The organism is Alteromonas sp. I10, assembly GCF_003201515.1.
GTDB lineage: Bacteria > Pseudomonadota > Gammaproteobacteria > Enterobacterales > Alteromonadaceae > Alteromonas > Alteromonas macleodii.
In genome coordinates, this window is the sequence record NZ_QJJN01000007.1 from 65625 (window position 1) to 90646 (window position 25022).

Consider the following 25022-nt stretch of genomic DNA (forward strand, 5'->3'; position numbering starts at 1 on the left):
TCTCTTATCAAAAAACGTTATGAACGTTTCATGCGTCTACGTAGGTAAACTGCTGGAGCAAGAAGCAATGCAATCCAGCCCATTGAACCACCACCCGATGTATCGTTTACACGAATTGTTACGGTTTCTGTCGTAGTATCGATGCCGTCAGTTGCAGTTACTTCAACCGTTACTTGACGAGCCTGTTCATGACTTGGCGCGGTGTCAGTGATTGATGATGTAGCCATACCATTTACGGTAATAGTAACGTCGTCACCGTCCGGGTCAGTTGCAGAAGCCGTCACGGTGTATGACTCACCCTCATCTACACTTGTTGGTGCAGAGATTGAGATAACAGGTGCGTCTTGCACACCCGCAACCGCTACAGTTACTGTGCCTTCACCAACAATATCACCTTCTACCGGCTCTTCATTTTCATCAATGGTACCTTCAACACGCACGGTATACGTGAATGAATCTTCACCGAAGAAGTTAGTATTTGGAGCGTAGGTCACCGTACCATCTTCATTTACTGTAACTGTACCGTTTGCAGGCTCAGTAGTTACTTCAACAGTCGATGGATCAAGCGGCGCTTTATCAATAGTGATTGGCGTAAACGTACGGAAGTCACCTGAAAGCGATTCCATGGTAAATGTGTTGATGATTGTGCTGTCCATTTCATTAGCAAGGATGTTAGCCGTTACCGACGCATCTTCGTTAACTGACAGCATGTCATCCATGTATTCGCTTGAAGGAACAACGGTACCGTTATAGCTGAACTCAATTTCATCACCAGGAGATGATGCTAAAATGAATTCATCACCTGAAACAGGTAACGTTCCTTGTGCCCCCGCAGATGTTAACGCACCTAAAGTAAAGCCAGCTGTACCCGTTGGATTCTCGAACCCAGCAACAGTAGCGTATTGAGGGCTATCCATATTTCCGTATACGAAGTGGATGGTATCAAAAGCAAAGTCATACCAAATTTGGAAGTTAAAGCTTGTATCAGGAATGCCCCACAGCTGTGCATTTTCCCATTCAATTACAAGCAATGAGCCATTAGGACCATTCAAGCTAGCAGCATATAAGTTACCTGTACCTTCATCTCCTGCGTCAGTACCTAATAAATCAAGGTCTGTCCAGAAAGGTGCTAGTACATTGTTAGGTTCATTACTGTTTGGCATAACAGCAGGCGTAGGCGTTGTTACGTTTCCTGAAGATGTCCCCAAAGATATATAACCGTTTGAAGAAATCTGCATTGAGGTGTATGCCTTACCTAGATACGTCATCTCAGGAAGGTCTGAGATAGTGATTGAGGTATCATCACACGAACCTGAACAGGTAAGAGGTTGTACTCCCAGCGCGGCCATTGGAAGGTAACCACCCGTTAGTGCAGCGATAGTAGTATCTGCGTCTAATGAGTAAGACGAGGTGTTCAACGCACCTTCCCAGTAGATTTGACCTTTATCAGCATCGTAGGATACAGGCTCTTGGTTTCCGTTCTTAACCGCAGCAATAGTAGATGGATCAATCTGGAACTTGTGGTCTACTGTTCCTGTAACACCAATCATGCCAGTAACATTTTGGTTTGTCGCTGATGCAGAAACTCTAACCAGTTGACCTTCTTCAGCCACTTGCGTGCTAACGTCACTGCTAAATAATTCAGGTCTATCTGTGCTGATTGGATAAACTGCAACGGGAATAAAGTAATCCGTTGTTGTATCGTCTGTGTCTGCCCAGTTAATGCCCCCGAAAGACCATGACCCAGTTGAAGCCGTTGTAACGTCTACTGCAACCATGATTTCAGCAGATGCACCTGCAGGTAGCGTTGCCATTTGCGGCGTCACTGTTGCCGAAATTGCTGGATCATTGAACATAGCTGTTGCATCAACAGTTATGTCTTCATCGCTGGTGTTAGTTACCGTGATAGACATTTCACAGTTCAAGTAGCAATTACCATCTACAAGGCTTAGGTCGCTATAAGTTAGCTCAACTGTAGTTGCGCGCGGTAAGTCTAAACGGCCAGCACCCATGTCGAAGTTGTCTGCTTGTGTAGTCGCATCTTCTTTTAATACGTCACGAATTGAAGAGGTTACTAGCGCGCTCTTAATTTGTTGTGCAGTCCAATCAGGATGCATTTGTTTAAGAAGTGCAGCTGCTCCAGCAACGTGAGGCGATGCCATCGAGGTACCGTTTTTGAACGAGAAGTTCTGGTCTTCGTGTCCTGGTGCATCTGGAGATTCACCAGAGAAAATACGCGTACCAGGAGCGGCAATGTTGGGCTTAAGGAATGAAGGATCGCCATTCGGTCCACGAGAGCTGCTTTCATTCATGATGTCAGCAAGGCTATCTGAAACAACGCGAACGATGTCACTTCCAATGGTTACGTTTAGTGCTTCGTCTGTTGCTACCGCTAAAGACGCAAGTTCTTGCCCTGATGTCGCAGGAAGCATAAGTGAAGGAATGGTTTGTGCTTCACTCAGGCCGCCCATTAATATTGGCGCTTCGCCGCGTCCATCGACATTGTGAACAAGAACAGCAGTTGCACCAGCAGCCTCTGCGTTCTCGATTTTTGTTACAAAGCCACATGTACCACGGCTGATAAGCGCAATTGCACCGTCAAACGCGCCTGCAGCAAATGCATCACAACCTTCAACGTTTGCCGCATCTACTTCACCTGCATAAACAACCGGTGCGGTAATTGGGCTATCAAATACAATGGCTGGATTGCCTACAGAATAAAGTGCTGGAATTGAACCGATAGTGGTGTCACCTTCAATTGTCACTTCATTTGCAAATAGACGACCCGTTGTTGTGTTTGCAACGGTGATTACATCTTCTGAGCAGCCAGGGCAGCCAATCGTACCTTCATTTGGACCGTCATTACCCGCTGCGAAGACGGTAACCACGCCAGCATCGTGCATTGCTTCAAGTACATCTTCATAAATAGAGCCGTTCGGGTTGCCGCCAGCGCCGCCGCCCCACGAGTTATTTACAATGTCGGCGCCGTCAGTAAGCGCGGCTTCAAGCATTGATAAGAGCATTGAAGAGGCGCCGCTAGAAGACGCTGGGTTAGCAGGTGTGGCATAAAGGCCTTTATAAACCATTAGGTAAGCGGCTGGAGCAACACCTGAGATTTCAGCTTCTGCACCATCGCGCTCAGCCATTACACCGTAATTACCAACAGCAGTACCGGCAACGTGAGTACCGTGACCGTTAAAACCGAGTGGGCTTTCATATTCTTCTTCAACAACTGAGAAGCCTTCTACGATATCGGCTGCGCGAGCTACGATAAGTTTGTTGTTACAGAAATCAGGAACTTCTGAGCAGTAGTCATCAGTAGGAAGCGTTTCAGCATCTGGAGCTGTGAAGTTTTCACCACTGAATAGCGGGTTTTCTGGGCGAATACCGCTATCAATAATCGCAACTTTTACACCTGCGCCTGCATTTTCTTTACCACCAAGCTGTTCCCAAGTTTCTACGGCACCAATGAGGTCCAAACTTGCGTCCATTTGTGCGTGATGAATGACGTCAGGATATACTGCTTTCACCGTTGACAGGCTTGAAAGCTGATCAAGAGCACTTTTTGAAACGATACCCGCAAAGCCATTGAACGCAGCCGTATATGACATATCAGCTTTAAATGACTTGTCGAAAGACTTGATAGATTGAACAACGGATTGCTGTTGCGATTCAAGGAATGACTTATATTCCTTTGCTGCGCTTGACTCAAAGTTAACCTTTTTACCTTTGTGCGCAGCCATACTGCTTACACTTGGGTTTACAGCGCTGAATTGCGCCATCGGTACATCAGTTAGCTGGACGATAACACGTACACTATCGCTATTTGCTTGAATGGCATTTGCAAGAATATTCTTCTTGTCGAACGACGCCTCAATGGCATTTTGTTGCTCTACGCCGTAACCAGATAGTTGATTTGATATAGCTAAAGCACCAAAAGCTGAGCCCGCTAATGCGGTAGCAATAACTGTACTTAGGATTGTTTTTTTCATAATTATTCTCGTGTGAATAGTTCCCTGGAGCCCAACGATTTTCTTGTTTGCTTCAAAGGTCATTCGCCTCGTTTAAAACGCAACTTATCGTTGTGACTATCTATTACTAGCACACTTTTTTTCTTTTTGTAACGTGTGTTTCTGCAATACACAACTTACATATTTTGTTACATTTAACGGTGAATAGACGTTGCATAGATAACTCCCTTTTTTACTTGAAGTTATACACCGACGTGGTTTGGCATCCTAAGTTGTAAAAATCTAAATACTTTGTCCACTTAGACGAATAAGAAACATCTGTCCTACGTGATTTTCATATTTTTTACATAAGGTTTACGTTTTTAGGACGAATATCCTTTTCATTTAGACTAATTGAGTATGTCTATTTCACCCATTTGAAAAAATGCCAATGAATAAGTAGGACGCTCCTGCATTTTCTCAACTAGCATATTGGTATCACTATAAGTCGCTATTAACCCTCATATTTAAGGGGAACAAACGTGAAAGACAGAAATCATTTGGCCGAAGTAAAAACAACAAATAAGGTCGAAATTATTACTAAAGGGGTTGTTGATATCCCAATGCTGCAAATCCTTTCTGCCGAAGGTGAACTCATTGAAAAAGCAGTTGAACCTGAACTCAGCAAAGAAGAAGCATTAAAAATATTTAATACCATGCATTACATTCGAGTATTGGATGAACGTATGGTGGGTGCACAGCGCCAAGGTCGTATTAGTTTTTACTTGGCCAGTACAGGTGAAGAAGCGGCGTCAGTAGCAAGTGCAGCAGCACTATCAGGTGACGACATGATCATGTCTCAGTACCGTGAGCAAGGCGCTTTGGCATATCGCGGGTACACCACAGAACAATTCATGAACCAAATGTTTAGCAATAAAGACGATCCTAACAAAGGACGTCAAATGCCTATCCATTATGGTGACAAGCCACTTAACTTCATGACTATATCTTCACCACTAGGCACACAGATCCCTCAAGCATCTGGTTACGCCTATGGCCAGAAAATGTCGGGTAAAGATGTGGTTACTATCTGTTACTTCGGTGAAGGTGCAGCGTCTGAAGGAGACTTCCACGCAGGGTTAAATATGGCCGCTGTTTTAAACTGCCCAGTTATCTTCTTTTGCCGTAACAATGGCTATGCCATTTCAACACCAGCAGAAGAGCAATTCGCGGGTGACGGCATTGCTTCTCGTGGATTAGGTTACGGTATTAAAACTATCCGTGTTGATGGTAACGATGTGTTAGCCATTTATGCAGCTACTAAAGAAGCCCGTCGTATTGCCATTGAAGAAAAGTGTCCTGTACTTATTGAAGCCATGACTTATCGCTTAGCGGCGCACTCCACGTCAGACGACCCAACAGGCTATCGCTCTCGTGAAGAAGAAGATAAGTGGCGTGCAAAAGACCCTATCGCTCGAATGGCGAAATGGCTAGAAAGCAAAGGCTGGTTTGACGAGGCTGAGAACCAAAAACGCGTCGATAAAGCAAGACAAGACGTTTTAGCAGCAATGAAGAGTTGTGAAAAGACTGACGTATGTGCCATTGAAGACATTGTCGAAGATGTATACGACACAGCACCTTGGCACTTAAAAGAACAACTCAGTGAATTGAAAGCGCATATTAAGAAGTACCCGAAGATGTACCCTAAAACAGCAGGGAGAGTAAAATAATGGCTAAGATGAATCTACTTCAAGCAATTAATAATGCACTCATCACAGCCATGACCGAAGATGAGAAAGTAATGGTCTTTGGTGAAGACGTGGGCCATTTTGGTGGTGTGTTCCGTGCAACCAGTCACCTTCAAGAAAAATTTGGTAAAGCGCGTTGCTTTAACACGCCGCTTACTGAACAAGGCATTATTGGCTTCGCGAACGGCTTGGCCTCACAAGGCTCTGTACCTATTGCTGAAATTCAATTTGGTGATTACATTTTCCCTGCGTTCGATCAAATTGTGAATGAGACGGCTAAATGGCGCTACCGTTCAGGCGGTCAGTTCGATGTTGGTACGCTAACAATTCGTACACCTTATGGTGGCGGTATCGCAGGTGGCCACTACCACAGTCAATCACCAGAGGCGTTCTTCGCTCACTGCCCAGGGTTAAAGATTGTTATCCCTCGTGACCCATATCAGGCGAAAGGTTTGTTACTTGCATCAATTCGCGATAAAAACCCCGTATTGTTTATGGAGCCTAAACGTCTTTACCGTGCTTCTGTATCGGAAGTGCCTGAAGAAGATTACGAACTGCCATTAGGTAAGGCAGATATTGTTCAAGAAGGTAGCGATATCACCTTATTAGGGTGGGGCGCGCAAATAGAAATTCTGCAAAAAGCTGCAGAAATGGCTCTTGAAGATGGTGTGTCGTGTGAAATTATCGATTTACGCAGCATATTACCGTGGGACGTTGAAACGGTTATGCAATCTGTAATGAAAACAGGTCGCTTATTGATAAACCACGAAGCACCGCTAACAGGTGGCTTTGCGAGTGAAATCGCAGCGAGCATTCAGGAACGTTGTTTCTTATATCTTGAAGCGCCTATTGCGAGAGTGTGTGGTTTAGACACGCCGTATCCTTTGGCGCACGAAAAAGAATATATGCCAGATGAAACGAAGACGTACGAAGCCATAAAACGTACGCTTCACTACTAAGCCGGGGGACGATCAAATGACAATTGAATTTATCTTACCGGACATTGGTGAAGGTATAGTTGAATGCGAACTTCTGGAATGGTTAGTTTCTGAAGGTGAGCATATAGAAGAAGATCAACCTGTCGCGGAAGTAATGACCGACAAGGCTACCGTGCAAATTCCTGCAATGCATGCGGGTGTGGTTAATAAACTGCATTACGCGGTAGGCGATATTGCTAAAGTGCACGCACCGTTATTCTCTATGACGCCAGATGATGCCGACGCTAACTCAGATACACAAGAAGACGCTCAAGCGGAAGTAAAAGACAATGCGTCTGAAACAGCGACAGCGAATGACAGTGCTTCTTCAAGCGCTTCAAACGGCAAACACATTGAAGACTTTATTCTACCAGATATTGGTGAGGGTATAGTTGAATGTGAGATTGTGAAATGGAATGTAGCTGAAGGCGATGAAATAGAAGAAGACCAAGCCGTTGTAGAAGTGATGACCGATAAAGCAGTGGTAGAAATACCTGCTAAAAACGCGGGCACAGTGCATCGTCTTTATTACGCGCAAGGTGATATAGCGAAAGTGCATAGTGCATTGTTTGCGCTAGAAGTTGCCGGTGAAGTCACAACCACTAGCGGTACTAATGACGATTCACCATCGGCAAACAACAATGCTTCAAGCGTTGCATCTCAAAGTTCAGTGAACACGCAAACAAACGGTTCAAGTCAGCAATCAGCGCAAGTTGCTCCTTCAAAGTTCAGCGACGGCGAATACGAGCCACCTATTGCTATAGAAGGTAAGGTGTTGGCTAGCCCCGCGGTAAGACGTGTTGCAAGAGAAAAGAATATCGACCTTTCTTCTGTGGAAGGTTCGGGTAAAAAGGGGCGGATCCTTAAGTCTGACGTGTTGAATCTACAACATTCGAATGTTGACACGTCGTCTCAAAATTCGACATCTTCTGCGCCAAGCTCATCTACCGCAGGAAAAGGTGATTCGAATAGCACAAGCACTGTGCTTAAAGGCAGCGTTAGAACAGAAAAAGTACGCGGTATTCAGGCAGCTATGGCGAAGCAAATGTCGGCTTCGGTCTATACTATCCCGCACTTCACAGTTAGTGATGAGTTGGTAATGGACAACCTGATGTCGCTACGCAAGCTGCTTAAACCTGAATTTGAAGCGAAGAACGTAAAACTCAGCTTTATGCCGTTTTTCGTTAAAGCAATGTCATTGGCACTTAATGAGTTCCCTGTCATTAACAGTCAGCTTAACGAAGACGCCACTGAGATAAGCTACTTCGCAGATCACAATATTGGTTTTGCAGTAGACTCTAAAATTGGTTTGCTTGTACCCAATATTAAGCGTGTTCAAGACCTATCTCTGTTAGAGATTGCTGTTCAAATGCAGGATATTATCGAACAAGCCAGAGCGGGCCGCGTGGCTGGCGAGCACCTTAAAGGCGGTACGATTAGTATCTCTAATATCGGTGCAATAGGCGGTATTACCGCAACGCCAGTAATCAATAAGCCAGAAGCTGCCATTGTTGCTCTTGGTAAAACGCAGAAACTTCCACGCTTTGATGATGAAGGGAATGTTAGTGCGCAAAATATCATGGCGGTTAATTGGTCTGGCGACCACCGTATTATTGATGGTGCGACTATGGTGCGATTCAATAATCTATGGATGAGTTACCTAACTCAGCCGGAAAAAATGTTGATGCACCTTAAGTGATATCATTCAAAGCAATTTGATTTGCAGTAGCAATATTTTTAAAGGGCCAATAGTAAAACTATTGGCCCTTTTTTGTTTTGTATACCTCAAAGCGCGTTGACGTTATTATAGAGCACTATAAACAAACGAAAATTTTACTGAGGTTTTGTGCTTAGTTATCAACATGCCTTTCATGCGGGCAACCACGCTGATGTCATCAAACATCTTTGTTGGATTGGCGTTATCAACGCATTAAAGAAAAAAGATAAACCTTTTACGCTTTTCGACACCCACGCAGGCGCGGGCGCGTACGATCTAACCGATGCCATGTCATCAAAAAATAAAGAGTATGAGACGGGTATATCTCGTTTGCTTATAGATGATAAAGGCGTTCAGGGCTTGCCAAATTTGTTGGCCGACTATTTATCGTTGTGTGAACCGTTCTTAGCACAACAACAATATCCGGGCTCACCGGCAATAAGCGCAAAAGCGAAAAGGGATGGTGACAATTTACACCTAATGGAACTTCATCCTGCGGAATTCGATAAACTAGACAAAAACGTATCCCGTTTACGTACCCTTAATAGCCACGTCCATAAACGAGACGGTTACGAAGGGCTTCGTGCACTCACGCCACCTAAACCCAATCGCGGTGCTATTTTAATCGACCCCCCTTATGAGCGCGTGAATGAATATAGCGACCTTGTTAAGGGTGTGGAGCAGGTATTCAAACGCTGGCAGCAGGCACAAATCGTAGTGTGGTATCCACTATTGTCAGAGAGGGCTGGCGCCAAAAGTGGTGCAAGTGAAGCTATGTGTGAAAAGCTTGCAGCATTAAGTAAACCCTGTTTTAAAGCAGAAATATGCGTGGAAGAAAATACCGCTGATGCCGGAATGTATGGTTCGGGCGTATTCGTTTTGAACCCGCCTTGGCAGCTAGATACTAATTTAAAAAGCGCGTTAAAAAGCGTTGTTGGTATGCTAGGTGAAAATGAAGCAGGTTATCACGCTACAGCGCATGTTACCTGGATAAACGAAGATAATTGATTGCTGTGCAGTTTAACAATGGTAAGCGTATTGTTGCTGATTAATCTGTTTCAAAAAGTCACTAAAAGCGTGAAGTAAAAAACATGTCGCAACTCAAAGGCCTAAAACATTTCTATATACCCGATGAGCAGTCGATATATCTGCTATCTCATGCGGATGCTAAAAAGCTAAAAGACTGGGTAAACCTTTGTATCTCGCAGTTAGAAGGGTTGGGGTACAGTGACATCGAACTTTTAGGGAAAGGAGCCTTTGGGTTTGCGTTTGCAGGGAACGCGCCAAGCGGTGAATCACGGGTATTTAAGTTTTCACGAATAACGTTGCCGCAGCATGTACAAGATAGACTAGAAGAGGAAGCATTTATGCTTTCTCACGTTAATCACGAGTTTGTGCCGCGGTTTATTGAATATCAACAAATACGCAAACAATCCATCTTAGTTATGGGGCGCGCACCTGGCGAAGACCTAGAAAAAGTCAGCTTGAAAACAGGCCCACTTTCGCCCCGTATTATCGTCAAAATTGCAGTGCAGGTCGGCGAACTTTTATCCAGTTTTCGCCAATACAGTGAAAATGGAGAAATTAAACCCATTGTGCACGGAGACATAAAGCCCTCGAATCTGGTTTGGGATGCCGAAAATGAATCGGTTGGATTGATTGATTGGGGCTCTTCAGTGTTCGCACAGACTGACATCACTGGGCAATATGTGGGTAACAATGTCATGGATTTAATGTCGGGTGAACTGCATCAAACTAATGCTCGACTTGGCGATGTTTATTTTATTGGCGAGGAGCAGCTTAATGGCGCACTCTCCAGCCCCCGCTTCGATGAACAAGGCTTGGCCAGTACATTATATGCATTGGCATCAGGGCAATCGTGTCGTTACGGAAGCAAGGTTATTACACCTTCATCCCTTGGTCTTCCTAAAATGCTTGCTAATATCCTTGAGCACATGCTCAGTGAAGATCCTACAAAGAGAAGACAAGGCGGAGATTACCTGTTTAATCATCTCCACGTTTTGAAGAATATGGTTTTCACTCAAGACAAGCCAACGCAATATACACCGTTAATCCCTACATGGCTGGCCCACACTCAGAACCGTGCTGATATTGAAACCGTTGTTTACAGCTCTCGAAAATCTTACCTACGCCAACAGGCAAGACTGTCTGACTCGTTAGATGAAAAAGACGTAGAGGAACTTCGTTATATAGACGATGCGCAATTTGACCGCTACTACAAAAACTATTTACAGGGCATGGGGGATACCGAAAAAGCATTTGTTTCTGCAATAAGCAGACTAGGCCGTTACCCTGTAGTTGGCGGTATGGCTGTGCGCTGGGAGCCAGAAGGTATATATGTCGATTCGAGCTTGAACTTATATGATGAATCAATGAAAGCAGCGTTTGATTTAGCAGTGAATAATGTCATTAATTTAGCAAGGGCTATTCACAAGCCCGCTGTGTTCAAATGTTGTATGTTCAACGCCAAAAACACGCTGCACATTGAACGCGAAAGTGAAGATGAAGACTTTAAACCAGCAGGCGGTATGTTTATTCCCTACGAACTATCACGGGTTTCTGCACAAAAGGATGAAAGCCGTACTCACTCATATTTCGAAGATGGCGATGATCCAGATGAACTATTAAAGCTGCCTCAGGAGATTATCGATACCATCGTTCAACTTAATACAATACATCACACTGGTTGTATTATATTTGAAGCATTACCGCGGCATTTGAAAATTCACAACTATTACACGTTGCTTGATCACAGCCAAGAAGAGCGCTTCCACGCATTATTAGCGCAACTCGTTCAGCAAATTCCCAAAATAAAAGGGCTAGGCATTTCAGGGTTTATGAAGTTACCCTATAAAGATACGCGTTTTTTCGAGCATAAAGCAAAATTGCCTGAAAAGTACTACCCGCGAAACCCAAAAGCAGTAATTGAAGAGAAAGTACAACATGTCTGAGATTAAACTATCGTCACTTTTTGAACTCGAAACAGTGGAAGCTGGCATCTATCGAGGTCAAAGCTGGGATTTAGGCTTCCGCGCCTTGTTTGGTGGACAAGTTTTGGGGCAAGCGTTAGCAGCTGCATACGAAACAGTGGAGGCTGGTAGAGTCGCACACTCATTCCACACTTATTTTTTACTACCAGGCGATGCTAAAAAGCCTGTAGTTTACGATGTTGAAGTAGTGCGAGACGGCAGAAGTTTCTCTGCTCGACGGGTTAAAGCCATTCAGGATGGTAGAAATATTTTCTACATGACAGCGTCTTTTCAGGTTCCTCAAGATGGCATGGAGCATCAAAACCCAACAATGCCAGATGTGCCTGCGCCGGAAGATGTGCAGTCTGACATTGAATTCTATGAAGCTAACTTCAATAAAATTGCACGGCCTATGCAAGAAGCGTTGAGCTATCATAAACCTGTAGATATCCGCACGGTAGATGCAGCTAACTCTTACCAGTCAGCGAAACGCGAACCGACGCGTTATATTTGGTTAAAAGCAAGAGACACAATGAATGCATCATTGACTGTTCATCAAGCTGCGCTTGCTTACGCATCAGATTATCATTTTCTCAGTACGTCGCTTCAACCACACGGTGTTGCGGTAACCGATAAATCACTTCGAATCGCAACGATAGACCATGCTATGTGGTTCCACCGCCCAATCAATATGAACGAATGGTTATTGTATGCAATGGAGAGTCCCTTTAGCGGAGGCTCTAGAGGTTTGGTACGCGGACAAATATTTAACCAAAATGGTGAACTTGTTGCGTCAACCATGCAAGAAGGATTAATGAGAAAAGTAGACGAATAGGGAGAGGGTAATGCGCTACAAATTAGGTTCTACATCACCGCTGGTTGATGAAAGTACGTTTATAGCGCCAGGCGCACATGTTATTGGCAATGTTGAACTCAAAGTGGGTTCAAGCGTTTGGTTCAATGCGGTTATACGCGGCGATATGGACAAGATAACCGTTGGTAAAAATACGAATATACAAGATGGCAGCGTATTACACACCGATGCAGGTATTCCTTTAGTGCTAGGTGAAGGGGTAACAGTAGGACATAAAGTCATGCTTCACGGCTGCGAGATTGGTGACTATTCCTTGATAGGAATTAACGCTGTCGTATTAAACGGTGCAAAAATTGGAAAGTACTGCATCATTGGCGCTAACGCTTTGATAACGGAAAACATGGAAATTCCAGATTACAGTTTAGTAGTTGGAGCGCCTGGTAAAGTCATTAGAACATTTGATGAGAAGATCGAACCCAAACTAAAAGCGTCCGCTGAACATTACGTAGATAACGCCAAAACATATAAGTCATCATTACAGCCAGTTGATAGCTGAAACTAAGACTAGGCTGTTCGCGATATTTTGAATCCCCATAAAAAATGCCCAGAACAAACGTTCCGGGCCTAGGGGAATGGCTCATTGCTGAGCCGTGCGCTAACTTTTACACAGGAGAGTTTAAATAAAATCTTTTAAACGGACAATGAGTATAGAATACATTTGCTTAAATTATAAACAATTTTTGTGTGAATTTTATCTTACACTCTCAACGTCAATTAAATTGTAGAACTTATACGTTAGTAATCAATGGACTAAAGACTGGTCGGATGTGGTGTTTTTTGAGCAAAAAGGTGTACGGTTTATATCCACATGTTGCACACATTTTATCCACGTGATGAAGCGTTGTTAATATATACCCTTGTTAAATATATAGACATACTTTCATTCATGTAGGTTATGTTGAAAACAGACGGTTGTACCATGCCATTATCCTTGTAGTATGACGTCAACGTTCATGCTAAATATGCGTGATACTGACTCTAAAAACAGGCTCTTACATTAATACGAGGATGGATTATGCAATCATTTTCTACTTTTATTCCCCCTGAACGGACTTTGATGGGTCCAGGACCATCCGATGTTAACCCCAGAATTTTAAACGCCATGGCGAGACCCACCCTGGGCCATCTTGATCCATTATTCATTGAGTTAATGGACCAAACCAAGCAGCTTTTACAGTATGCGTTTAAAACTGAGAATGCACTTACTATGCCTATTTCTGCTCCGGGCTCAGCAGGAATGGAGGCATGTTTTGTTAATCTTGTAGAACCAGGCGATAAGGTACTCGTGTGTATTAACGGCGTATTTGGCAATCGAATGGTCGAAAACGTAGAGCGTTGTGGTGGTGAGGCTATTACCGTCAACAATACATGGGGCGAGCAAACTGACCTTAATGTGGTAGAAGACACCCTTAAAGCCAATCCGGATATTAAGATCCTTGCCTTTGTTCACGCAGAAACATCTACGGGCGTACGCAATGAAGCCAAAGCGCTTTGTGAGCTGGCTAAAAAGTATGATTGTCTTAGCATTGTTGATGCAGTTACTTCTCTTGGAGGTATCGAGTTAGATGTTGACGGTTGGAGTATTGACGCTATTTATTCAGGTTCGCAGAAGTGTTTAAGTTGCGTGCCGGGTATTTCTCCTGTTTCATTTAGTGAAAGAGCAGTTAACGTTATTCAAAACCGAAAAACGAAAGTGCAAAGCTGGTTTCTAGACATGAACTTGATTGTTGGTTATTGGGGGCAGGGCGCCAAGCGTGCCTACCACCATACCGCACCTGTCAACAGTATGTACGCTATGTACGAAGCACTTCTGATTTTAAAAGAAGAAGGCTTAGAAAATGCGTGGCAGCGTCATGCATTGGGTCATGAAAAACTTGCGCAGGGTTTAAGTGAACTTGGGTTAGAACTAACGGTAGACAGTGCTTATCGTTTACCTCAATTAAATGTAGTTAAAATTCCAGACGGCGTAGACGATGCTGCCGTTCGCAAGCAATTGCTTGAAGATTTTAATTTAGAAATCGGCGCCGGTTTAGGCGATCATGCCGGTAAAGTATGGCGAATTGGTCTTATGGGATACGCATGTAAACCCCGTAATATCGATCACTGCCTTGCTGCGTTGCGCACTGTGATTAAGTAAAACGCCTAGCGCCTTTTACTCTTTTCGGTCAACACGTTCAGCGAGATGCTTAGCTGAACGGTTGGCTTTTAGCCGTTTAGCATATAAAACCCATTTAACATAGCGCTTTGATATCAGTCCGCATAGATCATTACCCACTCAGTGAGATTTAAAATCTTCGTAATCACGTCGTGTTACCGCAGGTATAGTGGCACTACATCAAGTTGACTGGTATTACTTATCCATTTTTGGGTCTTGCCTCATAAAAAGCACATCTCGGCGAAGTTATATCTCTTCTCGTTTCAGTTCAGTGCTAAGATTTCGTTTATTGCGTATATTCATAAACTATTCAGTTTTAAACATTTATCCTTTAGGTAACGTAATTAAAAGGCACCATAAAAAAGGAATCTCTATGAAAATGATCACGCGTACTAATAGTTATTCGAAAGCTAAAAGTGTAGTTAAAAAAGCATTGTTAGCATCATCATTGATTGCCTTATCTGCAGCTATGGTTTCTGCACAGGCCGCACAAGAAGCGGTTATAAATGTGCAAGGCGTAGGAGCGGTAGAAGTGACACCAAACGCTTATTCAGTCACACTCGTTGTTGAAGAAGAAGGTAATACAGTAGGTAAACTGAACACTCAGCTTGATTCGGATCTGCGTTCTATTGTTAAGTTCTTGCTTAATCAAGGTATAGATGAAAAGCACATTCAGAGTATGCAAGTACGCTTACAACCTCGCTATATCAATACGCCTCAAGGCCGTCAGCAAGAAGGTTTCACGTTGTCACGAGATATCACCGTCACATCTACTGACCTTGAAACTTATGACAAAGTATTAGATGGCGTGCTTAAACGAGGTGTTGATCGCATACAACAATTTAATTTTATTTCAGTTGGTGAAGGCGATGCCTATCAAAAAGCACTTATCTCTGCGGTAAAAGACGCAAAGCAACGTGCACAGTTATTAGCAAAAGAATTAGAGATTGAAGTAGGTGAAGTTGTTGCAATCTCAGAATCTGGTGGCAATATGCCGATTCCAGTAATGCGCGCAGAAGCTTTTGCCAAAGACATGTCTATGTCTTTACCTGGCCAAGAGCGCATAGAAGCGCGTGTTAATGTGTCTTTTAACATTGTTCAATAGCAGGAAATTCGTTTGAAAGAACAACAGTACGGTCAGTTAATAAACCAAGCAAAGAGTTTGGTTTCTGGCGAGCACGATCTTATCGCTAACATGGCAAATATAAGTGCGCTGCTTTTCAATAGCCTCGAAGAGGTTAATTGGGCAGGTTTTTACCTTTATAAAGAAGAGCAGTTGGTACTCGGTCCATTCCAGGGGCAACCAGCATGTATTCGCATTCCACTTGGAAAAGGCGTTTGCGGAACGAGTGCAAGTACCAGAACTGTTCAGCGTATAGCAGACGTTCATCAGTTCGAAGGACACATTGCCTGTGATGCTGCGTCAAACTCTGAGATTGTTGTTCCACTAGTGCTAAACGATGTGCTGGTTGGCGTACTTGATATCGACAGCCCTGTTTTTGAACGCTTTACCGAAGAAGACGAAAAAGGGCTCGTTGAAATTGCTCAAATTCTTATGGATTCGCAGAAATAATTATGAAATCCAGTGTTGATATTCACGTTGTTTTATCCACGTATGAGGATATGGAAGACTTTCATGATGACCCAGATGAGGCATCTGAACGTTTAAATTTTATCTTACATGCGGTGTACGACAATGCAGAAGAAGATATTGAAACACAGCGTTTAGAGCAAATTTTGCACTACGCATGGGAATCTTGGCAACAAGATAAGCATTTATTAGAAATAGATGACGACGAATTGCTTGATTGGGTTGACCACACGCTGGCAACTTGGGATGATGCAAGTAACGATGAAATCTCCTGAATAATTTAGAAAGTTAATGGAATCACCAGAGAAGTTTACCAACAGTAAGGAAGTGATAGCTTTCCTTGCAGAGACCTTTCCGAAATGTTTTAGCATTGAAGGCGAGGCCCGCCCACTTAAGATCGGTATTTTTCAAGATCTTGCCACACGTTTAGAAGAAGAGGAACGCGTTAGCAAAACCTTACTTCGTTCTACACTACGACATTACACCAACAGCTGGCGCTATCTTCATAGCATCAAAGAAGGTGCAAACCGTGTAGATTTAGACGGCGTTGAAGGCGATGCAATTGAAAAAGAACACGCTGATCATGCGCAGCAGCAGTTAGAAGAAAGCAAAGCAAAAGCAGCTGAAAAGCGCAAAGCTAAGCTAGCTCAGCAGCCTAAGCGAAAAGATAAACGTCAATTTAATCGTCCAAAAGGTGAAAAATCTGCAAATTCGGACCATGCTGATACTAAGCGCGGAACTAAACCGAAAAATAACAGACCAAACAATACACCACCTGCGAAATTGACAGATAGCGATTTACAGCAAGGTACGCAAGTTACCGTTAAATTAGGTAAGGCACCTATGCCTGCAGTAATTACCGAAGTAGCTAAAGATGGCATTCACGTTCAATTAGACTCAGGCATGGTAGTTAAAGTAAACGCAGACGCTTTACGTTTGGCACGCTCCAAGAGGTCGTAAAATATGAGAGACATCCTTCGAATTTCCATCGCCAGTGCTTTTCTTACCGTTGGGGTAGGAGCAGGCGCAGTTACGTCAACACCAGAGGTAGACGAGCTTCCCATTTTACAACAGGAATCTCAACACAGTGTTGCAGCTAAGCGAGTAAGCGCACTCTTTACCAGGGCGCACTACAAGGAAATTTCGTTGGATGATGCACTCTCAGCTAGAGTTTACCAGCGCTTCATCGATTCATTAGATCACAATAAACAAGTGTTATTGCTGTCTGATGTTGTGGGTTTTGAGAAATACCGCACATTGTTTGATGATGCGCTGAGTAAAGGCAACCTCTCTGTTGCCTATGATATGTATAACGTAAGCGCAAAACGACGCATTGAGCGTTATGAATTTGCACTTGCACTGTTAGAGAAAGGCCCGTTCGACTTTGAAAAAGAAGGCGATAAGTTCTTTTACGACAGAGAAGATGCTGAATGGCCAGCTAATAAAGCTGAGCTGGATGAAATTTGGCGTCAACGCGTTAAATACGACGCATTGAATCTAATACTTGCAGACAAAACGTGGGAAGAGGCGAAGGAGCTTCTTACCAAACGCTATACGCGAGCGATTAAGCGCACTAAGCAAGCAAAGAGCGAAGACGTTTTTCAAACTGCAATGAATGCATTCGCACGTACAATTGAAGCTCACACCAGTTACTTATCTCCGCGTAACGCTGAACGTTTTCAAATGGACATGAACTTGTCGTTTGAAGGTATTGGTGCAGTATTACAAAGCGAAGATGATTACACGGTAATCAAAAGCGTTGTACCTGGCGGACCTGCAGACGAGTCTGGCGCAATAAAACCTGAAGATAAAATTGTTGGCGTAGCACAAGACGACGAAGAGTTTGTTGATGTGATTGGTTGGCGATTGGACGAAGTGGTTGAGTTAATTAAAGGCCCGAAAGGAAGTACTGTCCGTCTACAGGTTGAAAAAGGAGCCACGGACGCTAAAACCACGTCGGTAGTTAGCCTTACTCGCGATAAAATTAAGTTAGAAGATCGCGCAGCCAAATCGGAAGTATATGTGCCAGAGACTGGCCCTCACGCGGGTGAACCTCTAGGTGTAATCACCATTCCAAGTTTTTATAACAACCTTAGTATGGACGTTGCTAAAGAAATAGAAAGCTTGAAAGCGCAAAACGTTAAAGGCGTTATCGTAGACTTGCGCGGTAATGGCGGTGGTTCTCTAACCGAAGCAACGTTACTTACTGGCCTATTTATCGAAAAAGGCCCGGTGGTTCAAATTCGATACGGTCAAAGCAAAGTTAGCGTTAACCGTGATACAGATGGCGAAGTGGCTTATGATGGCCCGTTAACCGTATTAGTTGACAGATATAGCGCGTCTGCTTCAGAGATTTTTGCGGCAGCGATGCAAGACTACAACCGTGCTCTCATCGTAGGTGAACAAACCTTCGGGAAAGGGACAGTGCAGCAGCATCGCGGTTTAGGTAAAATTTATGACCTTTACGACAACCCATTAGGTAGTGTTCAGTTTACTATCGCCAAGTTCTATCGCATTGACGGCGGCAGCACACAGCATAAAGGCGTTATTCCTGACATTCTTTATCCATCGGCGGTTGAACCAGCTGAATGGGGAGAAAGCCAAGCGGAAAATGCGTTGCCATGGGACAGTATCAATCGCGCTAACTATACGACGTTTGCAGACGGTACTGCTGCGCTTGATGTTTTAACAGCGAAGCACAACAAACGTATTTTACAAGATCCTGAGTTTTCTTATATCCAAGACGACATAAAGGAATATAAGGAAAATAAAGACAAGAACTTCATCTCATTAGTTAAATCTGTACGTGAAGGCGAGAAGAAAGAGGCGGAAGAGAAGTCGCTTGCTCGTGCTAACGAACGTTTACAGCGATTGGGAATGGAAACTGTCACAACATTGGACGATCTACCAGAAGATATGGAAGAATTAGATCCATTCTTGGACGAGGCAGCCAATATTACTTTCGATATGATCGAAACAGGCCGTTACGCTATCACAAGAAATTAAGTGATTAGAAAAAAGGGCTGGTCTAGGGCCAGCCCTTTTTTTGTGTCTATAAATTATTAAAACAATAATAAAGGGAAATAACATGGCTATCAGAGGCGAATTTTCCTCTCGAATAGGGTTCGTGCTAGCAGCGGCAGGCTCGGCAGTAGGACTAGGTAATATTTGGGGCTTTCCTACAAAGGTAGCAAGTAACGGTGGCGCAGCATTTGTTCTCGTATACTTACTGCTGGCTTTTGTACTCGCTTATCCCGTACTTATGGCAGAACTTATAATCGGACGTAGTTCACGTTCAAATATGGTTGACGCTTTAGGTAAAATATCGGGCAATTTCGTCGGAAGGCTAACGGGCATTTGGGGCTGTGTTACCGTGTCACTTATCCTTGCATTCTACGCTATTGTAGGCGGATGGATGCTGGTTTATTTCGCCGATGCAGCCGTAAGCATGGTGGGATTTACGAGCGCTAGCGACTGGCTGCTTACTTCATCAGTTACGCGTAACACTATTTTCTGCTTCTTATTCATGGGCTTAACTGCATTTATCGTTGTCGGTGGTGTAAAGTCCGGCATTGAGAAGTGGTCAGTGCGTTTGATGCCTACATTGGTTATTCTCATTCTTGCATTGATTGTTTATGTGAGCCTACAGCCTGGTGCCGTAGAAGGTTGGTCAGCATATTTAGTACCTGACTTCTCTCGCGTTCTAGACCCAGACTTATTAATTAACGCCATGGGACAAGCCTTTTTCTCAATGTCTTTAGGTGTGGGTACCATGCTGGTTTATGGTTCATACCTAAGTAAAAATGAAAATCTACCTAGCATTGGTGCGTCGGTAGCGCTTGTCGATATCGGTGTTGCGGTTATTGCGGGTATGCTTATTATCCCGGCCATGTACGTTGCATTAAACAACGGCGTTGAAATCTTCACACCGGAAGGCGCGTTAATCCAAGGTGACACGCTGATTTTCAAAGTACTACCAGCACTGTTTGATACCATAGGTAGCGTAGGTCTTTTCGTTGCTTTTACCTTTTTCGCGCTTATGGCGATTGCTGCCGTCACGTCTTCAATTTCAATGTTGGAAGTTCCCGTCGCGTTTATGGTAGAAAGCAAAGGTCTTCAACGTAAAAAGGCCGTGTTATTAATGGCATCGGTCATCTTTATATTAAGCTGCATCATCATTTTAAATTTTGAAACCTTGTTCGGCTTTGTTATCGCATTAACTACCGAGTATAGCCAACCGTTACTAGGGCTCGCCTTGTGTATTTTCGCAGGTTGGGTGTGGCGCAGAGATGCAATACTCGATGAACTTAAACAAGGTGATCAGTTTGCTGAACATAGCATTTTCTGGAAAATTTGGCCTTGGTACGTACGCTTTGTGTGTCCCGTCATCATTGCGCTTATGTTCTACCGCTCAGTTTTCTAAAGCATTCTGGTAAAAAGCGGACAGCACGCTTAACGCGTTACAAATACAATAATAAGGTTTTAAAAAACGACAATGACGAATAAAGAAATAAAAACGCCGTCACTTCTCGATGCAATGCTTCCTATTCTTGCGTTAGTCATAATGATGGGAAGCGCAGTTTATTTGTTTGCCGATAACTCTTCTTACGGTCCAAATCAAATTGCACTTCTTTTAGCGATGGGCTTAGCTGCTATCATTGGAATGAAAAATGGCTACAACTGGAAAACTATCGAAAAGGGCATTGTAGACGGTATCTCAATGTCTTTAGGTGCCTGCTTAATTCTGTTAGCGGTAGGTTCTCTTATTGGGACATGGATGCTAGCTGGAACCGTGCCTACGCTTATCTATTTCGGTTTAGAGTTGCTTAACCCCTCGTTTTTCTATGCTGCCGCTTGTCTGATTTGTGCGGTTGTTGCAATGAGTATAGGTAGTTCTTGGACTACCGCGGCGACTGTGGGTGTTGCGCTAATGGGCGTTTCTGCAGGCATGGAAATGTCGGCAGCCATAACCGCCGGCGCAGTAGTATCAGGTTCGTACTTTGGCGATAAAATTTCGCCCTTATCTGAAACAACAAACTTAGCGCCTGCCGTTGCGGGCACGGATTTATTTGAGCACATCCGTTACATGCTTTGGACGACGATTCCGAGCTTTGTTATTGCGCTTATTCTATTTACGGTACTGGGCTTTAGTGAAGTGGGTGAAGCCAAAGCAGAACGCATTGAGCAGATGCAACTTTTGTTAAATGAGTCTTTTGACTTAGGTTGGCATTTGTTAATTCCCCTTGTCGTTTTGCTCACCTTAGCGATTAAAAAGATGCCTGCGTTTCCAGCTGTTTTTATCGGCGCTTTGTTAGGTGGCGTCTGGGCAGTAGTTTTCCAGTGGGATGTGGTTACTTCTATGGCAAGTGCTGACGACTCAGTGAATGTAGGCGCGTTGAAGGTAGTTTGGACTGCGCTATTCGATGGCGTAAGCTTCTCAACGCCTGACGAGAACTTAAACAGCTTGCTTTCTCGTGGTGGCATGTCTTCTATGTTAAATACCATTTGGTTGATCATTTGTGCAATGTCGTTCGGTGCCGTATTAGAGCGTGTTGGCCTATTAAAGCGTGCAGTTTCTGCCATATTAATTGGTGCAAAATCCGCAGGGGATATGGTGAGTAGAACCATTCTTACTTGTTTTGGTACCAACCTGGTTACTGCAGATCAGTATATTTCAATCGTGATGCCAGGCCGTATGTACAAAGAAGAATTCAAAAAGCGTGGTTTAGACCAATTGAATCTTTCTCGAAGCCTTGAAGACGGCGGCACACTTACGTCTCCACTTATTCCTTGGAACACCTGTGGTGCTTACATGCACAGTGTTTTATTAGTCAATCCATTTGATTACGTATTCTATGCATTCTTCAACGTAATCAACCCGATCCTTGCTGTTATTTATGCGTATTTAGGTATTAAGATTTTACGTATTACGCCACCGCATGTTGAAGTAAACAGCAAAGATACGGTTTAACACAGAGTTCCAATTAAACCCACGTAGGCTTTCTTCCAGGAGGATCTATGTCAGTTCAAGCTAAACGCCGGGCGGATTACCAGCCGCCCGCTTTTTCAATAGCGACAGTTGACCTACATATAACGCTACACCCAACGCAAACCAAAGTTATCAGCACGTTGTCCGTCACTCGTAATGGCGCGCACGATAGTCCATTAGTACTTGATGGCGATAATTTATCGCTAGATTCTATTTCTATTAACGGTACGCACCTATCTGATAATGAATACACGGTAACAGATAGCGCTTTAAGCGTGGTTACTGAACTTGATGAGTTCGTCTTAGAAATTACCAATACCATTGCCCCTGAGCACAACAAAGCGCTGGAAGGCTTGTATTTATCAGGTGGTGCCTATTGTACGCAGTGTGAAGCGGAAGGGTTTCGTCGCATTACGTACTTCATGGACCGCCCGGATGTTTTGTCGGTCTACACAGTAACGGTAGTTGCCGACAAGTCAGTACCGATGCTTTTGGCCAATGGCAACCCAGTGGACAAGGGCGAAGTTGACGAAAATACGCATTTTGTTAAATGGCACGATCCACATCCAAAACCTTGCTACCTTTTTGCTCTAGTTGCCGGTGACTTCGATTTACTTACCGATAGCTACACTACCACAAGCGGTAAAGAGGTTGCGTTAGAACTTTATGTTGATAAAGGCAAAAAGTCTCAAGGCATTTTCGCATTAGAATCTCTCAAACGGGCGATGAAGTGGGACGAAGATGTGTTCGGGTTAGAGTACGACTTAGATATCTACATGATTGTTGCCGTCGATTTCTTCAATATGGGAGCGATGGAAAACAAGGGCTTAAATGTATTTAACAGTAAGTTTGTATTAGCCGATCAAAAAAGTGCCACCGACGATGACTTTTTCAATGTTGAGTCGGTTATCGCGCACGAGTACTTCCACAATTGGACCGGCAACCGTGTTACTTGTCGCGATTGGTTCCAGCTAAGCCTTAAAGAGGGGCTTACTGTATTTAGAGACCAACAGTTCAGCGCTGATATGACTTCGGCGTTAAGTAATCGTATAAAGCACGTTCGTGTTATGCGAGAACACCAGTTTGCAGAAGATGCGAGTGCAATGAGTCATCCAATTCGTCCAGAAGAAGTCATTGAAATGAACAACTTCTACACGGTGACGGTTTATGACAAAGGCGCTGAAGTTATTCGCATGTTCCACACATTATTGGGGCCTGACGGCTTCAGACGTGGTATGGACGAGTACTTTAGAAGACACGACGGTCAGGCTGTCACCTGTGATGACTTCATTTCAGCAATGCAGTCTGCTACTGATTTAGATTTAACCCAGTTTACCCGCTGGTATAGTCAATCTGGTACGCCAGTGATTTCTGTCGCACACAGCACTGAGGTCGATGATGATGGCATTGTTAAGCATAGCTTTACATTGTCACAGCACACACCTGCAACCTCCGATCAGAAAGAAAAGCTTCCTCTATATATTCCTGTAAATATCGAGATTATTGATGATGAGGGGAAAAGCTATACAGACAACGAGTCGTTAATACAAAACGGCATGGTCATTTTAAAAGATGATGCTATGCGTTTTACTGTAGAAGCCAAAACTACTAATTTAACACCTGTAGTATTGGGTAACTTCTCAGCGCCAGCGAAAGTAGAAAACCCATTGGGGACAGAGTCTTTACTTACTATATTTAAGCATGCGAAGGATCCATTTAATCGTTGGGATGCAATGCAAACATTGTATGACCGCTGTGTGAAGCAATTAGAGGAATCGCCGGGGTCTGGTATCAGTAATGAAATCTGGAACGGTATCAAGCAAGCGATTGCCCAAGAGCAGAACAACCTTGAATTGCTGAGTGAATGTTTAGTCATACCTTCGTTTGAGACACTGTGCCAAAGCCGAAGTAACATAAACGTTTCCGCACTTTCGAAAGCGAGAAAAGCGTTCTGCGACCAGTTTGCTCGCACACTCGAAAAAGAGCTAAAACAAGTCTTCGAAAATATCGAGAAAAGCGCGTATTGCTACACGCAAGAAGCGGTGAATCAACGTCGCTGCAAAAATGTCGTGCTTGCACACTTAGCGCGGTTACCCCAACACGAGCATATTGTGGTTTCTCAGTTTAAAGCCGCTGATAATATGACAGATACGCTAGGCGCGTTGAGAAGCGCACAACACTGTAGCGCCACCACTTTCGACAGTTTGATGGCTCAGTTTGAGGAATCGTGGAATCATGACCCGCTTGTTTTGGACAAATGGTTCGCACTCCACGCTACACAAAATCGAGACGATATCTTTGCGACTATCACAATGTTATGTGAGCACCCCCAGTTCGCAATGAGTAACCCGAACCGTGTTCGTTCTGTTATTGGTAGCTTCGCCTTCTATAACAGCGAAAGGTTTCATGCACTCGATGGCAGTGGATATAAATTTGTAACCGACTACTTACTTAAGCTCGATGCGGTCAACCCACAGGTTGCCGCCCGTATTGTAACGCCACTGGCGCAATGGCAGGGCTTTGCAAGCGAGCATCAGGTTCATATGAAGCAACAGCTTGGCCGTTTGCTTAATCACAAAGGTTTAAGTAAAGATTTGTTTGAGAAAGTAAGTAAAAGCCTTGCTTATGACAAGCATTAGCCAAACTGACTCAGTTTTTTACTTTTCAATAAATGCACCTTACAAACAATGTGAGGTGCTTTATATTCCATCTATGCCAGATGTGGTCATGGTCAGTGAATCAGGTCTAAGCGTCCAAGTACCGACCAACCGGCTCAGGCAATTTGTTACGTCTGATGGTATTAAAGGTCGTTTTAGGATGATTATTGATGCCAACAAAAAAATAAAATCCTTCGAAAGGCTCGCATAGAGCCTTTTTTGTACGCGACGAATTACTCTCTTGCATACGAGTTTTCACCACTCCCATACGTTACACTTATGCGTTTTCTTTTGTCATTGAGCGTTCCAAAATACTTAACGCAACAGTTTCGCAATATTTCTGTACATTTTTCCTGCAAGTTTATAAATGCCTT

18 protein-coding genes are annotated in these 25022 nt (G+C 43.7%); 17 read left to right on the forward strand and 1 reads right to left on the reverse strand.

Annotated elements, in window-relative coordinates; all coding sequences use genetic code 11:
• Window positions 1–17: 17 nt before the first annotated feature.
• Entirely contained in the window at window positions 18–3992 is a 3975-nt protein-coding gene (locus BZA03_RS14065) for a S8 family serine peptidase (protein WP_110289185.1), read from the reverse strand.
• A gap of 500 nt (window positions 3993–4492) precedes the next feature.
• On the opposite strand from BZA03_RS14065, the gene BZA03_RS14070 reads away from it, so the two are divergent.
• The 17 genes from BZA03_RS14070 (at window position 4493) to BZA03_RS14150 (ending at window position 24859) form a co-directional block, all read left to right on the forward strand.
• Window positions 4493–5680: a thiamine pyrophosphate-dependent dehydrogenase E1 component subunit alpha gene (locus tag BZA03_RS14070; protein ID WP_110289104.1), complete on the forward strand. Its 1188-nt coding sequence runs from the start codon at window positions 4493–4495 to the stop codon at window positions 5678–5680.
• Window positions 5680–6657, forward strand: a complete 978-nt coding sequence (locus tag BZA03_RS14075; protein ID WP_014949532.1) for an alpha-ketoacid dehydrogenase subunit beta — start codon at window positions 5680–5682, stop codon at window positions 6655–6657. Before BZA03_RS14070 ends, BZA03_RS14075 begins: the two co-directional genes overlap by 1 nt.
• 16 nt (window positions 6658–6673) lie before the next feature.
• Window positions 6674–8374 (forward strand): dihydrolipoyllysine-residue acetyltransferase, encoded by a 1701-nt coding sequence (locus BZA03_RS14080; RefSeq protein WP_110289105.1) that lies wholly within the window; start codon window positions 6674–6676, stop codon window positions 8372–8374.
• Window positions 8375–8521: 147 nt separating this feature from the next.
• Window positions 8522–9400, forward strand: a complete 879-nt coding sequence (locus BZA03_RS14085) for a 23S rRNA (adenine(2030)-N(6))-methyltransferase RlmJ (protein WP_110289106.1) — start codon at window positions 8522–8524, stop codon at window positions 9398–9400.
• An 83-nt stretch (window positions 9401–9483) separates the two neighbouring features.
• Window positions 9484–11364, forward strand: coding sequence for a phosphotransferase (locus BZA03_RS14090; RefSeq protein WP_039227720.1), 1881 nt, complete (start codon window positions 9484–9486; stop codon window positions 11362–11364).
• Complete coding sequence (tesB, locus tag BZA03_RS14095) at window positions 11357–12217, forward strand: acyl-CoA thioesterase II (RefSeq protein WP_014949536.1); 861 nt, start codon at window positions 11357–11359, stop codon at window positions 12215–12217. Before BZA03_RS14090 ends, tesB begins: the two co-directional genes overlap by 8 nt.
• A gap of 10 nt (window positions 12218–12227) precedes the next feature.
• A complete protein-coding gene (locus BZA03_RS14100; protein ID WP_110289107.1) occupies window positions 12228–12752 on the forward strand; it encodes a gamma carbonic anhydrase family protein in 525 nt (174 codons plus the stop codon).
• A gap of 519 nt (window positions 12753–13271) precedes the next feature.
• Entirely contained in the window at window positions 13272–14393 is a 1122-nt protein-coding gene (locus BZA03_RS14105; protein WP_258364647.1) for an alanine--glyoxylate aminotransferase family protein, read from the forward strand.
• A gap of 391 nt (window positions 14394–14784) precedes the next feature.
• Entirely contained in the window at window positions 14785–15516 is a 732-nt protein-coding gene (locus BZA03_RS14110; RefSeq protein WP_110289109.1) for an SIMPL domain-containing protein, read from the forward strand.
• A gap of 12 nt (window positions 15517–15528) precedes the next feature.
• The gene (locus tag BZA03_RS14115) at window positions 15529–15984 is read left to right on the forward strand and encodes a GAF domain-containing protein (protein ID WP_014949540.1); all 456 of its coding nucleotides are present in this window, start codon (window positions 15529–15531) and stop codon (window positions 15982–15984) included.
• A 2-nt stretch (window positions 15985–15986) separates the two neighbouring features.
• A complete protein-coding gene (locus BZA03_RS14120) occupies window positions 15987–16277 on the forward strand; it encodes a hypothetical protein (protein ID WP_014949541.1) in 291 nt (96 codons plus the stop codon).
• Window positions 16278–16293: 16 nt separating this feature from the next.
• Complete coding sequence (gene proQ, locus BZA03_RS14125; RefSeq protein WP_014949542.1) at window positions 16294–16962, forward strand: RNA chaperone ProQ; 669 nt, start codon at window positions 16294–16296, stop codon at window positions 16960–16962.
• Window positions 16963–16965: 3 nt separating this feature from the next.
• The gene (gene prc, locus BZA03_RS14130; protein ID WP_014949543.1) at window positions 16966–19008 is read left to right on the forward strand and encodes a carboxy terminal-processing peptidase; all 2043 of its coding nucleotides are present in this window, start codon (window positions 16966–16968) and stop codon (window positions 19006–19008) included.
• A gap of 82 nt (window positions 19009–19090) precedes the next feature.
• Entirely contained in the window at window positions 19091–20425 is a 1335-nt protein-coding gene (locus BZA03_RS14135; protein ID WP_110289110.1) for a sodium-dependent transporter, read from the forward strand.
• A gap of 72 nt (window positions 20426–20497) precedes the next feature.
• A complete protein-coding gene (gene nhaC, locus BZA03_RS14140) occupies window positions 20498–21973 on the forward strand; it encodes a Na+/H+ antiporter NhaC (protein ID WP_110289111.1) in 1476 nt (491 codons plus the stop codon).
• Between the two features lie 47 nt (window positions 21974–22020).
• A complete protein-coding gene (gene pepN / locus BZA03_RS14145) occupies window positions 22021–24630 on the forward strand; it encodes an aminopeptidase N (protein ID WP_110289112.1) in 2610 nt (869 codons plus the stop codon).
• Window positions 24617–24859 carry a DUF2835 family protein gene (locus tag BZA03_RS14150; protein WP_014949547.1) on the forward strand — a complete coding sequence of 81 codons (243 nt, stop codon included), beginning with the start codon at window positions 24617–24619 and terminating at the stop codon, window positions 24857–24859. The genes pepN and BZA03_RS14150 overlap by 14 nt, the downstream gene beginning before the upstream one ends.
• Window positions 24860–25022 lie beyond the last annotated feature (163 nt).

Bases quoted from the DNA above. Each gene is read 5' to 3' on its own strand.
- BZA03_RS14120 (WP_014949541.1), top strand. From the start codon at position 15,987: ATGAAATCCAGTGTTGATATTCACGTTGTTTTATCCACGTATGAGGAT.
- BZA03_RS14100 (WP_110289107.1), top strand. From the start codon at position 12,228: ATGCGCTACAAATTAGGTTCTACATCACCGCTGGTTGATGAAAGTACG.
- BZA03_RS14135 (WP_110289110.1), top strand. From the start codon at position 19,091: ATGGCTATCAGAGGCGAATTTTCCTCTCGAATAGGGTTCGTGCTAGCA.
- prc (WP_014949543.1), top strand. From the start codon at position 16,966: ATGAGAGACATCCTTCGAATTTCCATCGCCAGTGCTTTTCTTACCGTT.
- BZA03_RS14110 (WP_110289109.1), top strand. From the start codon at position 14,785: ATGAAAATGATCACGCGTACTAATAGTTATTCGAAAGCTAAAAGTGTA.
- nhaC (WP_110289111.1), top strand. From the start codon at position 20,498: ATGACGAATAAAGAAATAAAAACGCCGTCACTTCTCGATGCAATGCTT.
- proQ (WP_014949542.1), top strand. From the start codon at position 16,294: ATGGAATCACCAGAGAAGTTTACCAACAGTAAGGAAGTGATAGCTTTC.
- BZA03_RS14105 (WP_258364647.1), top strand. From the start codon at position 13,272: ATGCAATCATTTTCTACTTTTATTCCCCCTGAACGGACTTTGATGGGT.
- BZA03_RS14080 (WP_110289105.1), top strand. From the start codon at position 6,674: ATGACAATTGAATTTATCTTACCGGACATTGGTGAAGGTATAGTTGAA.
- tesB (WP_014949536.1), top strand. From the start codon at position 11,357: ATGTCTGAGATTAAACTATCGTCACTTTTTGAACTCGAAACAGTGGAA.
- BZA03_RS14150 (WP_014949547.1), top strand. From the start codon at position 24,617: ATGACAAGCATTAGCCAAACTGACTCAGTTTTTTACTTTTCAATAAAT.
- BZA03_RS14065 (WP_110289185.1), bottom strand. From the start codon at position 3,992: ATGAAAAAAACAATCCTAAGTACAGTTATTGCTACCGCATTAGCGGGC.
- BZA03_RS14090 (WP_039227720.1), top strand. From the start codon at position 9,484: ATGTCGCAACTCAAAGGCCTAAAACATTTCTATATACCCGATGAGCAG.
- pepN (WP_110289112.1), top strand. From the start codon at position 22,021: ATGTCAGTTCAAGCTAAACGCCGGGCGGATTACCAGCCGCCCGCTTTT.
- BZA03_RS14075 (WP_014949532.1), top strand. From the start codon at position 5,680: ATGGCTAAGATGAATCTACTTCAAGCAATTAATAATGCACTCATCACA.